At 45.9% G+C, this 13,568-nt stretch carries 13 protein-coding genes; 9 read left to right on the forward strand and 4 right to left on the reverse strand.

Annotation, left to right across the window (positions count from 1 at the left end):
- Positions 1–46 precede the first annotated feature (46 nt).
- A complete protein-coding gene (locus BMZ72_RS11605; protein ID WP_177222767.1) occupies positions 47–940 on the reverse strand; it encodes a diacylglycerol/lipid kinase family protein in 894 nt (297 codons plus the stop codon).
- 60 nt (positions 941–1,000) lie between these two features.
- Here BMZ72_RS11605 and surE point away from each other — a divergent pair, with 60 nt between their 5' ends.
- Positions 1,001–1,735: a 5'/3'-nucleotidase SurE gene (gene surE, locus BMZ72_RS11610; protein WP_089808399.1), complete on the forward strand. Its 735-nt coding sequence runs from the start codon at positions 1,001–1,003 to the stop codon at positions 1,733–1,735.
- Positions 1,736–1,803: 68 nt separating this feature from the next.
- Here surE and BMZ72_RS11615 read toward each other — a convergent pair whose 3' ends face one another.
- The 3 genes from BMZ72_RS11615 to BMZ72_RS11625 are packed head-to-tail and all read right to left on the reverse strand — an operon-like array spanning position 1,804 to position 5,518.
- Positions 1,804–4,035 (reverse strand): xanthine dehydrogenase family protein molybdopterin-binding subunit, encoded by a 2,232-nt coding sequence (locus BMZ72_RS11615; protein WP_089808401.1) that lies wholly within the window; start codon positions 4,033–4,035, stop codon positions 1,804–1,806.
- Positions 4,032–5,021, reverse strand: coding sequence for an FAD binding domain-containing protein (locus BMZ72_RS11620; protein ID WP_089808403.1), 990 nt, complete (start codon positions 5,019–5,021; stop codon positions 4,032–4,034). Before BMZ72_RS11620 ends, BMZ72_RS11615 begins: the two co-directional genes overlap by 4 nt.
- Positions 5,018–5,518, reverse strand: coding sequence for a (2Fe-2S)-binding protein (locus BMZ72_RS11625; protein ID WP_089808405.1), 501 nt, complete (start codon positions 5,516–5,518; stop codon positions 5,018–5,020). The genes BMZ72_RS11620 and BMZ72_RS11625 overlap by 4 nt, the downstream gene beginning before the upstream one ends.
- 126 nt (positions 5,519–5,644) lie before the next feature.
- Here BMZ72_RS11625 and BMZ72_RS11630 point away from each other — a divergent pair, with 126 nt between their 5' ends.
- The 8 genes from BMZ72_RS11630 (at position 5,645) to BMZ72_RS11665 (ending at position 13,513) form a co-directional block, all read left to right on the forward strand.
- Positions 5,645–6,154 (forward strand): hypothetical protein, encoded by a 510-nt coding sequence (locus tag BMZ72_RS11630; RefSeq protein WP_089808407.1) that lies wholly within the window; start codon positions 5,645–5,647, stop codon positions 6,152–6,154.
- A gap of 302 nt (positions 6,155–6,456) precedes the next feature.
- The gene (locus BMZ72_RS11635) at positions 6,457–6,969 is read left to right on the forward strand and encodes a hypothetical protein (RefSeq protein ID WP_089808409.1); all 513 of its coding nucleotides are present in this window, start codon (positions 6,457–6,459) and stop codon (positions 6,967–6,969) included.
- A 539-nt stretch (positions 6,970–7,508) separates the two neighbouring features.
- Positions 7,509–8,771: an aspartate aminotransferase family protein gene (locus BMZ72_RS11640; protein WP_089808412.1), complete on the forward strand. Its 1,263-nt coding sequence runs from the start codon at positions 7,509–7,511 to the stop codon at positions 8,769–8,771.
- A complete protein-coding gene (locus BMZ72_RS11645) occupies positions 8,752–9,774 on the forward strand; it encodes a zinc-dependent alcohol dehydrogenase (protein WP_089808414.1) in 1,023 nt (340 codons plus the stop codon). The genes BMZ72_RS11640 and BMZ72_RS11645 overlap by 20 nt, the downstream gene beginning before the upstream one ends.
- 11 nt (positions 9,775–9,785) lie before the next feature.
- Positions 9,786–10,469, forward strand: coding sequence for an HAD family hydrolase (locus tag BMZ72_RS11650; RefSeq protein WP_089808416.1), 684 nt, complete (start codon positions 9,786–9,788; stop codon positions 10,467–10,469).
- Between the two features lie 6 nt (positions 10,470–10,475).
- Positions 10,476–11,642 (forward strand): MFS transporter, encoded by a 1,167-nt coding sequence (locus BMZ72_RS11655; RefSeq protein ID WP_089808418.1) that lies wholly within the window; start codon positions 10,476–10,478, stop codon positions 11,640–11,642.
- A gap of 74 nt (positions 11,643–11,716) precedes the next feature.
- Positions 11,717–12,778 (forward strand): aminotransferase-like domain-containing protein, encoded by a 1,062-nt coding sequence (locus tag BMZ72_RS11660; protein WP_089808420.1) that lies wholly within the window; start codon positions 11,717–11,719, stop codon positions 12,776–12,778.
- A gap of 258 nt (positions 12,779–13,036) precedes the next feature.
- Complete coding sequence (locus tag BMZ72_RS11665) at positions 13,037–13,513, forward strand: Dps family protein (protein ID WP_089808422.1); 477 nt, start codon at positions 13,037–13,039, stop codon at positions 13,511–13,513.
- The last annotated feature ends 55 nt before the right edge of the window (positions 13,514–13,568 follow it).

Raw genomic sequence — 13,568 nt, forward strand, 5'->3', positions numbered from 1 at the left:
AAGCTGCAAATTACCACTTAAACGGGGAGGAAGCAAGTAAAGCCGCTCAGGCTGGCACTAAAAACTCCAGTTCCCGCTTCAAAATACTGACAATGTAGCTTTTACCATCCCGGGAACGTATCAGTTCGTCATCAATGTGTGCATGTTCATCTCCCCAGGAGATCCGGATATTTTTCCCTTTGATCACCGGAAGGTCATAGTCCTTATGTGCTGAGGAGGCAATCCGGTCTTTGATATAGGCAGAGAATGACTTTCTTTTATCCTCGCCTAACAGTACGATCTCCATTTCTCCATCACCCACATTAGCGTCGCCATTCATATTCAGACCCGGACCGATAGCGCGTATATTCATAATTTCCGCCATCAGGTAGTTGCCTGAGTGATCCACGCCATCAATCTCCAGCCTGCATTCCTGCGCCTGATAGTTATCGATAATGTCATGCAGCATTTCAAGCGCCAGTTTGATCTTTTCCGCAGGCTCATCAGGCTCCTCCAGTTGTTTCATGGCTTCCATCAGTACCGGAAAAATGCCGAATCCAAAACCTTCCAGGAAGAACATCTCTTCATGAAAACCAGCGATGGTACCCACATCAAAGGGTTGTATGTGATGTTTATGCCAGGAAGCGATGATATCTTCTTCCTCACCGGTAACATGCAGGGAGCGGCTGATGTTATTGGCAGTTCCCATAGGAAGTAAGGCCAGCGGATAACGCTTTTCTCCTGCCCTGCCGCTAAGGAATTCAAGAATGACTTTCCGGACAGTTCCATCACCACCGGCGATGATCACAAAATCCGTATCAGGAGAGATTTCCTTGCACCAGTTCTTTTTAGCGGAAGAATATTTACAGTTGATCTGCTGATCACTGATCTTTTTCATCAGTGCAGCTTCTGAATGTTCCTGGTCGCCAGCTTTGGGGTTATGCAGTAAATGCGCTTTCATACCCATCAATATCCAAAAAGGATACCACCCCAATGGCATGAAATTGGAGGCCGCATTGGTATGAGAATACTAATCACAAACGACGACGGCATTTACAGTCCGGGCATAGCAGCGCTGGCCAGAATAGCAGCCCGGTTCGGAGAAGTAAGGATAGTTGCTCCGGATGTGGAACAGTCTTCCATGGGACACGCGGTAACGCATTCCCGGCCTCTTTCCTTCAAAGCTTCTCCTATCAATTTCGAGGGTATCGAAGCATATCGTGTAAATGGGACCCCGGCCGACTGTGTCGCGCTGGGAACACATCTGTACACCAAGACAGACGTGGTATTGTCAGGTATTAACATGGGACCCAACCTGGGTAACGGCATGTGGCATTCCGGGACACTGGCAGCGGCTAAACAGGCTGTACTGTTAGGTATTAAAGGCATTGCCCTGAGTACGCCTGTGGGTAAATCTGAGCCTGATTTTGCCGCTTTTGAGGAATATGTGGCACAGGTACTGGAATTATTGCTGGAAAAGCCCGGATTAAGCCTTTTCAATGTCAATTTCCCTCCTCATCCGAAAGGCATCCGCTGGACGAGACAATCCGTACGTTTATATGACGGTAAGATCGTTCCCGGCACGGACCCGATGAACCGTAAACATTACTGGTTCACTGTCACACCATTGGAACCGGCAGAAGAAGGTACCGACAGGTGGGCCGTAGAGAACGATTTTGTATCCATTACTCCATTACGACTGGATCTGACCAATGAAGCCGAGTTACAGGCGGCGCTCAATAGTCAGTCATTATAAACTTATACTGGCCGTAACGGTCAGGCTCCATAGCTGAAAACGAAAAAGGCTGCATGTGCAGCCTTTTTTTATAATAACTTGTCCAGTGTAATGGGCAGATCGCGGATCCTTTTTCCTGTCGCATGATATATCGCATTGGCGACAGCAGCTGCCACACCTACTTGTCCTATTTCGCCTACGCCCTTCACACCAAGCGGATTGACCACATCGTCATTTTCTTCCACAAATATGACTTCGATGTCATTGATGTCCAGATTTACCGGAATATGATACTCCGCATAATTGTGATTGATGAAGCGGCCAAACTGATGATCCATCACGGATTCTTCATACAAAGCGCCCGATATTCCCCACACGATACCACCGACAATCTGGCTCCTGGCTGTCTTTGGATTCAATATCCGGCCAGCAGCTACAGCACTCACCACCCGGCTTACTTTTACCGATCCCAGTTCCTCATCCACCTGTACTTCCACGAAAACAGCCGAATGCGTATTTTTCGCATATTTCATCTGTTTAAAGATGTTGGGAAGTGGTGTAGAGGTTACATTGACTGCATCAGTCGCTGTCAATGTCAGGATATCTTTCAGGTGAATAAAGTTGGCCGGTGTTTCACTCATGTACATTTTTCCATCTGCAAATGTGATTTGTTCGATGGATAACTCCCTGAAGGGAGAATCAGGAATATCTTTAGCCAGTGACAATAAACGCTCCCGTATCTGCAAACATGCTTGCTGCACAGCGGTACCAACAGACGCCGCAGTAGCGGAACCTCCTTCAAGGTAAGCAAAGGGCAGAGATGCATCTCCCAACTGGAAAGTCACATGATCGATTGGAAGACCCAGTGTTTCCGCAGCAATCTGTGTCATAATCGTATAAGTACCAGTACCTATATCTGCGGTAGCACTGCCAACCGTTAATTTTCCATCAGCAGTAAAAGTAGCTTTTGCACGCGCCGGTACGGTCATCGCATCCCACATGCCTGTGGCCATTCCCCAGCCAGTCAGCAAGTGCCCGTTCTTCATAGACCCCGGTCGCGGATTTCGCTTCGACCAGCCAAATCTGGCGGCTGCCTGTTCGTAACAATCCATCAAAGCCTTGCTGGAATATGGCTTTTTCATAGATCCATCTTCAACACTGTAATTGATGCGCCGCAATTCAAGCGGGTCCATATGCAGTTTATACGCCAATTCATCCATCGCACATTCCAGTCCGAATACACCTGTTACTGCTCCCGGTGCACGCATATCCAGCGGCGTATAAGTATCCAGACTCACCAGTTTGTAATCCTGCTGCACATTTTTGCAATGGTACAGCATACCTGACCAGTTAACAATGTTTTCCACATAGTCTTCAAACTGCGAAGTGCCTGATATGGCTTTGTGACTGATCGCCTGTAACGAACCATCTTCCAGCGCGCCCAGTGACAATGACTGTTGGGTAATGGGTCTGAATCCAAATGAAAACATCTGTTGCCTGGTCAGCATCACTTTAACGGAACGTTTCAACTCCAGCGCAGCCAGTACCGCCATGAATAACTGATATTGCGGACGCAATGCCGATCCAAAAGCACCGCCTACAAATGGGGACAGGACTTTCACTTTCTTCCCGGACAGACCAAATACACTTTTGACGTAACTCTGTGTATTCAATACACCCTGTGTTTTATCATAAACCGTGATGCTGCCATTCTTATAGTACAGCACCGTAGTGGCATGCATTTCCATTGGATTATGGTGTTCAGCCCCCTGATAGTACGTTACGTCCGTTGTTACCTGAGCAGCTTTAAATGCTTTTTCGAAATGGCCTCTGTTCGCCGGTTTTTTAAAACCGGTTTTCTTCCCTTTAGGTGGTCTTGCTTTATCCAGGTTGCCCGTCAGACTGGTTGTATGCGCATCGGCCGCATAAGTGATATTCACCAGTGTTGCCGCATATCTCGCCAGTTCAAATGTTTCTGCCACAACTAATGCCACCGGTTGCTGGCTGTAAGTCACCATATCAGTTTGCAGATAGCGGAAATGTTTACCTGGTGGCGCATCCATATCCTTATAACTCATATTGAACCAGGCAAGACCTGAGACATTTTCATGCGTAAACACCTGGAATACCCCCTCCAGCTGAAGGGCTGCGGATGCGTCGATACGTACGATCCTGCCCCTGGCAATGCCTGCCGACACCACTACACCATAGCAAAGCCCTCCTGCATTGTAGTCAGCGGCATACTTCGCATCGCCGGTCACCTTTGCATATCCGTCAACCCTATTGACCGGCTGCCCTATATATGAAGTTTCATTGTTCATATCTCACGATTTAAAGCTTCCCGGCATGCCCGTACGATCGCACGTTTTGCAAGTGCCGGTTTGAAATCATTTGCACCAAATGTTTTAGCCTCCTGCAATATCATATCCGCTGCTTCCGCAAAATTCTCATCAGTGGCTGGTTTATCTTTCAGCCAGTTTTCCACACCTTCATCCCTCCATGGCTTATGCGCCACCCCTCCGAGTGCGATCCTTATTTCGTCAATAACACCCTCTTTCAACCGTAATACGACGGCAACAGAGACAAGAGCAAAAGCATAAGAAGCTCTGTCGCGCACTTTAAGATATTTATAATGGGTATTAAAATGTTCGCGCGGCAATATTATACCGGTGATCAATTCGTCATGTGCAAGATTATTATCGATCTGAGGAGTATATGCGGGTAAACGGTGAAAGTGCTCTATAGGGATCAGGCGTTCTCCTGCCTTCCCTTTTACCTGAACAACGGCATTTATGGCCCTAAGCGCTACGCACATATCGCTGGGATGTACCGCGATACAATGCTGACTGGTACCCAATATGGCATGAATGCGATTATATCCGTTAATGGCAGAACATCCACTTCCAGGCGTCCGTTTATTACAGGGAGTAGACGTATCATAAAAATAATAGCAGCGCGTACGCTGCATCAGGTTGCCACCATTCGTGGCCATATTGCGTAGCTGTGGAGAAGCACCTGCCAATATCGCTTCAGCAAGCAGTGGATATTTTTTTTCCACCTCCGGATGCCAGGCCGTATCTGCATTCGTTACCAGCGCTCCAAGGAATAAACGGCCATCATCCAGGAACTCAATACTGGTTAAATGCAGTCCGTTGATGTCTATCAGATGGTCTGGATGCAGTACATTTTCCTTCATCAGGTCTATCAGGTTTGTACCACCGGCGATGAACATGGATTTCTCATGTCCTGTGATCTCATTTACTGCATTGTCTATGCCGGTTGCCTGTGAATAGGTGAAATTGTTCATAGTTTATCTTTTACTTGTTGTACAGCTGCTACAATATTTGTATAAGCGCCACAGCGGCATAAATTCCCACTCATCAGTTCCTGGATATCTTCTTTTGTTCTCGCCTTTCCTTCATTTAGCAGACCGATGGCCGAACAGATCTGTCCAGGGGTACAATAACCGCACTGAAAAGCGTCGTGATCAATAAATGCCTGTTGCAGCGGGTGTAGTATGCCATCTTCCGCAACACCCTCTATCGTAGTAATATCAGCCCCGTCTTTCATCACAGCAAGTGTCAGACAGGAGTTGATCCGTTTTCCGTTTACCAGCACAGTACAGGCTCCACACTGACCTTGATCACAACCTTTTTTGGTACCTGTCAGCTGTACATATTCACGTATCGCATCCAACAGGGTAACCCAGGGCTGTATTTTGAGTTCGTAAGGTATTTTATTGATCGTTAATGTGATGGTATGTGTAGCCTGATCAACCAATACCGGTGCAGCAACTTGATCCATTGTAATAAGTTTTGATCATGGTTATCGGATCAAAGATTACGCCCGGATTTTGTGTATATCATACCAGCATATATTCATATATTCGCTTATATATTATACCTATACCTATAAAACCCGACAGAAAACATGAAGCAACTAGCGCTTTGCCTGCTGGCAGCCGCCCTATTTCTCACCGCATGTGGAAAAGACGAGGATGAAGATCAAAGTCCGCCCAACAGCTTTACCTGCAACGGACAGGAAATCGGCACCCCCTACGGTTATATCATGGACTGGGGAAGCGAAGGGAGTCAGCTCATATTTGCTGATAAGGAATTGATGCTGGACGGTTTAAAAACCAATGCCAGTGCAGTAGGTATAGACCTGGATACCCTCATATCCGGTCAGACATATACGTTCAAAAAGAGCGATGCCGCCGGTTATGATAAAAAGCAGCATTTTGGATATGCAGCTGTCTATAATGACCAGCCTTTTGCTAATGGGGAGTTTGTTGCAAATGCCCTGGTACTGGACTCCCTGATCAGGGGATCGGTCACCTTTAGATTTGAGGATAATGTGTACAACATTGTATACGATCTGAAATATGTAAATACCACAGTGAAAGGAGAATATAACGGCGAACTGACCCCTGCTCATTAACATACTGTTAATACAGGAAAAAGCTGTATTGTCAGAAAAAATCTTTTTCGGGTACAATATTCACATTATCAGTAAATTAGAGCTCAGAAAAAGTAAATAGGGACAAGCTGAATATAACTGTTGACAAATACCCGCAAAACAGACCATGCATAAGGTTTTAGGGGCATTCTTCTACTTCATATTCAGGACATTAATATAGCATTACAAAAAAATCTATGTGCTGTAAATGTGTTTATTCCATCAGAAACTATTTATATATTTGCAGCCATAATCAGTAATAAGACTAAGAAACCTACAACTAAATGACTAGATCAGCAAACCGCTTATTAGCTGTAATACTATGTTTTGCTTTCTACGGCTGCACTTTTGGTGATGAAGAAACGAATCCTGTTAACGGATATAATACCAACGGCAATTTTATACGCACTGATTATGCCGTTAAAAAGAACTGGACGGGAGGAACAGTAATTGCTTTTACGGATTTACTACCTACAACGATTTTCACAGGCAAGGTAAATGCTGTACAATTTTTACTGGATACATTGAAACAAAACGGGAACTATACATACATGCCGTCTGATTCAGCGGCTTTCGACAAAACAAAGAATTTCGACATCGCCATACTGTACAAAAATGTGAGTTATAAGGACGGAGCAGAAGTAGATAACAGTGGGCAGACATACAGTAAACCTACGGCCGGAACACTTACATTTATCCCCGGTCCCGGCTATCAGACATTCTCTTATACACTGGAATTTGGCAAAGACCATACAATTTCAGGGTACTTCAGGGGACAAGTTACATCGGTAGAATAGCAACGTTTGTTGTTCTGTATAAAAAGATGAAAAAATAATGCGGCGACGGCTGTTTCGATCTATTCGGAATAGCCGTTACTGTTTTATGTAATTACTATCAATTTATAACTGCTATGTTGTTTCAGTAACTAATTATAAAGTCATCTTTTTATCAACAAAGCGATGCATTAATACATCAGAGAAGTGTATGCAGCATATCTACACCTTAACACTGTAACCCTTTACCACAAAGCCTCACAAAGGGAGTTAGTTTACATTTCCGTCACTGCATTTACTAACCTATTTAATAAAAAATAAAGGATTCGGTCAAAAGAAAAAAAATAAATTTCCGCAAATAGATTCTACTTTTCCATCGTCAATTTTGATATCGAAGTTTGATGCAAGTTTTTTTCTACCACGTCTAAAAAAACCGATTGTATAACCCGGATTCCCTGCAGGAAGTTCATGAAACCCTTGTTCGTTATGTAACTCAGTCTATCTGACCGTTATCTTACGCCCATTCCACTATTTTTTATTTATTCTATGTAAACCCAACCCTCATGTCTGCTAACATTGAGTTCACAAAAGGCAGTGGCATACGCCTTTATACTTCGCATGACGAAGAATATATTGATGCCGTATCCGGCACATTTAACCTGGCACTCGGATACAGTCATCCGGAGGTTGTCGAGGTATTGCAACAACAGGTAAAAGATCTGATACACGTTTCCTCCTCCTTTACCGGCGATCTTGCTGCCGATGTCTTAAACAGCATACTCGAACATGCCCCACAGGGTATTACTGACGGATGGATGCGCGATATTATTGGCTCTACGGCCAATGAAGGTGCTGTAAAGATCGCTAACAAGTTCAACGGCAAGAATGAAGTCATCAGTCTGTCCCTCTCTCATCACGGGCAGACACTCTTTGCGACGAACATCTCCGGAAACGCGTTCAGAAGAAAATCATTCTCCAACACCATGCAAAGTCAGCATGCAGTAGTACCTGCCCCCTACTGTTATCGCTGCCCCTTCTCTGCCAAATATCCCAACTGTGGATATCTCTGTGCAGAAGCTGTATATGACTACGTTGAATATGGCAGCAGCAATCATGTATCCTGCATGATCATGGAACCTATTCTGGGTAACGGTGGCAACATCGTCCCCCCGGCAGGCTACTTCGAAAGGATCAAACAGATCTGCCAGGAACTGGACATCGTGCTGATCTCCGATGAAGTACAGACAGGTATCGGCAGAACCGGATACATGTTTGCCAGCGAGCATTTCGATATGGAACCAGACATAATCACACTGGCCAAAGGTCTTGGTGGTATTGGTATCCCGACTGCCGCCATCCTGTACAAACCGGAGTTTGCCGTACTGGAAAAATGGGAACATTCCTACACCTCTGGTGGTAACCTCCTGTCGCTCGGCGCTGCAAAGAAGACCATGGAAATCGTATCCCGTGAAGGCTTCCTGCAAAACGTGCGCGACAACGGTATCGTATTAGGTAATCTGCTGAACGGCCTGAAAGAAAAGTACGGTCATTTCATCGGCGATGTAAGAGGGATGGGATACATGTGGGGCCTGGAAATAGTAGACAAAGACGGCGCTCCGGATGTAAAACTCACCAACAGGATCATCGACAATGCCCTTACAGATCATAAGCTTATCCTCAGAGGATCACGCTATGGATTTGGTAACGTGGTAAAGGTAAGACCCGCACTCACAGCCACTGTAGATGATATCGAAGAGATCTGCGGCAGATTGGACAAAATATTCAGTCAGGTAAAAACAGTTACCCATGCAAGCTATAGTTTATAACGGCCCCTGGAACATTCAGCTGGAAGAACGCGAAGAACCGGCTATCACACTCCCTGATGAAGTCATTGTTGAAATTCGCGCTACAGGTATCTGTGGCACCGATCTCAGCATCATTTCCGGAGAATACAATGCTAAACAAAAAGTGATCATCGGCCACGAATCAGCCGGCGTGATCGTAGATAAAGGCAGAGGTGTGGAAAACTTCAATGTGGGTGACCGTGTCATCATCGATCCTACCTACTATTGCGGGTACTGCGAGAATTGCCGTAAAGGCTTACGCAATCACTGTTTCCAGAAATCCAGTACGGAAGCCGGCGTATCCATCGATGGTACATTCACAAAGTACTTCAAGACCACCAAACGCTTCATCTACCCGCTGGCCGACAATGTTCCCTTCGAACAGGGCGCTATGTCTGAACCGCTGAGCTGTGTGCTCACTGCCGTCAAAAAACTGGCAGTCACCCCCTTCTACAATGTAGCCATCCTGGGTGGCGGTCCGATAGGACTACTCTTCTATCTCGCACTGAAACAATACGGTATACAGGCTGGTACCATCTATGAAACTTCTGCCAACAGAACAAACCTGATCAGCAGTAATGATATACTCAGTTCAGGATGGTACCTGTCCGGTCATTTTGCACCTCGTAAACATCAGTATGACCTGATTGTTGATACAACAGGCAGCATGCTGGAAAAATCAATCGATGCGGTTGCCGATGGTGGAAAGATTGCGCTGATAGGTCTGCGTAACAATCAGCAGACCATCAATCCGAGAGAGATCACGGATCGTAGTATTTCCATCGTCGGTTCTATCGACTCACAGGACACTTTTAAACATGCTGTTGATCTGATCAACAGCCAGGTACTCGGACTGGAAAAGATCATCACAAAAGCCTATGGCATCGATGAATTCCAGGACGCCGTACTGGACCTCGGCTGTAATGTCAATAAGCGGCAACGTAACAATGATATCAGCAGTCTGAAATCAGTTATCAAGTTTTAAATCTGCTTTTTATGAAGTACATCATTTTCGATATAGATGGCACACTGACCAACACCACAGAGATAGACGATCTCTGTTATACACAGGCCATCGCTGAGACCTTTGGATTCTCCAATTTTAACACCAATTATGGTCACTATGAGAACACCACAGACTCAGGTATTCTCAATCAGCTCTCGCTGGAACGCAGAAATCGTCCCTGCACAGTGACCGAGTTGGAAAATTTTATTGACTGCTTCTGTAATCTGCTGGAGCGTGCCCATGAAAAACAGCCGCATTATTTCCAGGAGATACCAAAAGCGGGCAGCATTATCAACAGCCTCGTCCGCAATGAAGACCTGCGCATAGGTCTGGCTACCGGTGGCTGGAAACAGTCCGCACTCTTCAAACTGCAATGTGCCGGTATCGATATCGAAGGTTGCAGTGCAGCATCCTTTGCACAGGATGCCTTTGCAAGACGTGATATCATCGGTCACACGATCAGTAAGATGAACAAACGCCACAACACAACCCCTGATCTGTCAGACATTATCTATGTAGGTGATGGCAACTGGGATTATCAGGCGACGCTGCAACTTGGCATAAAGTTTATCGGTATTGATAATAAGAAACTGGCACACTTACAGGATATCATTAAAATATCCGATTATGATGAGCTGGAACAGCATATTGGCCTTTTGACATTAACTTCCTGATAGCAAATGAAAGACCTGACTGTCAATTTAAACCTGAAGCGGACACACCGTATTGCGGCAAGCGTATTTTTCTTTATCGCCGGACTGACCTACTCCAGCTGGGCCTGCAGAATACATGATATCAAAGCGGATTTCAGTCTCAACAATGCTGCGCTGGGTGGTGTATTGTTTGCACTGCCGGTGGGGCTGATGGTAAGTCTGCCGATATCAGGCTGGCTGGTGACCCGTATAGGAAGCGGTAAGGTATTGATCAGCGCCGGAATTTTATTTCCCCTGATGCTTGTCGGAATAGGACTCGCTCCCGGTATATGGCAGTTAGTGTTACTGTTGTTCTGCTTTGGTTTTATGAACAACGTTTTTGAAATATCCATGAACACACAGGCTGTTGGAATTGAGGCTTTATATGGCAGGTCCATTATGGCTTCATTCCACGGTCTGTGGAGTTTAGCCGGTTTTGCCGGCGTAGGCATAGGCACCATCGCCATTTCGCTGGATATGCCTGTACTACCGCATTTCCTGCTGATCTGCGGCATCTGCTGGCTGCTGGTACTGTTCTCCTACAGGTACCTGCTGCCTGCGGATGAAAAACAGGATGGTGCACAACCGCTCTTCGCAAGACCGGACAACTCCATCCTCAAATTAGGACTGATCGCCTTCTCCAGTCTGGTCACGGAAGGTACCATGTTTGACTGGAGTGGTATCTACTTCCAGAAGATCGTAGCAGCACCCGAACATCTTACGACCGTAGGTTATATTGCCTTTATGAGCACAATGGCCGGCGGACGCTTTGTGGCAGACCGCTTTGTTACCCGCCTGGGTACAAAGAGAGTATTGCAGATGAGTGGGATCATGACTACCTCCGGACTACTCATCGCCATCTGTCTCCCCTATCTTATAACAGCGACGATCGGCTTTCTGCTGATCGGATTTGGCGTATCCTCTGTAGTGCCATTAGTATTGGCCCTGGCTGGGAAATCCAAAACAATGGCGCCCGGCATCGCTATTGCCGCCGTATCTACTGTTGGATTCTTTGGTTTTCTGCTTGGACCTCCTATGATAGGTTTTATCTCAGAAGCTACCAGCCTGCGATGGTCATTTGCTATCATTGCCCTGCTGGGTACCGGTATCACACTGCTGGCATCACAGGCAGGAAAGATCTCTGATGAACAATAAATAAAGGAACGTGACAGGATAAGTTCTTTCGTACAATTTATTTGTACTTTTGGCGATCCAAATTTCCACTTCACATGATCTCCTTAAGTTCCAACTACCCGGTACTCGCAGAACAGCAGACCGACTTCAAAAGCATTATAGAAAGGCATTATAGTACCTACAATCAGTGGCTGAACGTGAAACCCGCTGACGGTACACCGGAAGACCGAAAGGCCGCTGCTGCCTGGCTATCAGGTAAAGGACCCGTGATCAGTGAAGAACGGATCTCCATTGTGACTTCAGGACACCAGGCCATTATGGTGACCATGATCGCTGCAGGCCTCCAGGGAAGCACTATCGCTGTAGATGAATATACCTACTCCAATTTCATCAGCATTGCCCGCTGGATGAATATCGAAGTGATCGCTTGTCCGGGTGATGAAAAAGGGATGCTGCCTGCCGCATTAGCAGCTGCCAGCGCCAAACATAACATCAAAGCAGTGTATGTAATGGGCACCATCAGCAATCCTACCGGTATTGTGATGCCGCATGAACGCAGACTCGAACTAATAGAAGTAGCCCGCAAAAACGGACAGATCATTATCGATGATGATGCGTATGGTTTCCTGGAAGAAAATCCACCCGCCAATTTCGCACAACTGGCGCCTGATCTGGGCTGGTTTATCTATAGCTTATCCAAACCCTTTGCACCGGATATCAAAGTTGCCTACATCGTAGCACCGGAACAATATAAAGAAAGGATCACTGTCGCCATCAAGCTGACCACCAGCAATCCCTCTACCTTCTTTACGGCACTGGTATCTGAAGTGATCACGAACGGAGAACTGGCAGATCTCCTGCGCAGGAAACGGGCAGAAGGAAAGAAACGCCAGGAGCAAACAAAAGCCTTCCTGTCCGGCTTCGATGTACAGGGACATGAGAATGGCTTTCACTGCTGGCTGACATTACCTGCAGGATTTACGTCCGTTCAGTTGTACCATGATCTGCGGGAGAAAGGCGTAGAAGTAATGGCAGGCGCCTTCTTTGCCGCACCAGGTGCTAATGGTGAATATATCAGGATCGCCATGGGTGCAGAAGCAGATATGAACAGGGTATTAGCAGGGTTAGAGATCGTTAAACAGACTATTTCCCGATAATCGTTTCGTATATTCCATCAGGTAGTATCAAAATACAGGGCCTGTTGACTGACAAAGGCATACCGCTGATTTTCGTTTCGTTTTACTGCCTTACATAACTTTACATTATCCCGGCATATATCGTTTCGCTGTCTTACGTTGATTTATGTTTGTCATCATTACTGCTAACGATGTGTTAATTATAACCAGTTGGTCTTAAACCAATAGGAATGTCATAACTTAGCAGTACACAAACCAAGCATTTAAAACTAGCTACATATGAATACGAATATTGGCATCACAGAAGCAAACAGACAGCAGGTATCCAACCAGCTGGCCAAATTACTGGCTGATGAATATGTACTGTATACAAAGACACGTAATGCACACTGGAATGTAGAAGGACCAGATTTCCATGCGATGCACCTGTTCTTCGAATCTCAGTACAATCAGCTGGATGAGATCATGGACAGCGTGGCGGAAAGAATCCGTTCACTCGGCCACTATGCACCGGCTACACTGAAAAGCTTCCTGGAACTGACACATCTGACAGAGTATAGCGAAAGACAGAATGATAGCCTTGGCTTCATTAAAGAACTGCTGGGCGATCACGAAAGCATCATCGAATTTATCCGTGGTAATATCGACGCATTTGCCAATACGTTCAAAGACGCAGGTACCAGTGATTTCATCACCGGTCTGCTGGAAGAACATGAGAAAATGGCGTGGATGTTAAGAGCCCACTACAGAGGTTAAAACCTACTTTATCATAAATAGTAAATGCCGCAGCTTATATGAGCTGCGGCATTTT

The organism is Chitinophaga sp. YR627 (genome assembly GCF_900114995.1).
GTDB lineage: Bacteria > Bacteroidota > Bacteroidia > Chitinophagales > Chitinophagaceae > Chitinophaga.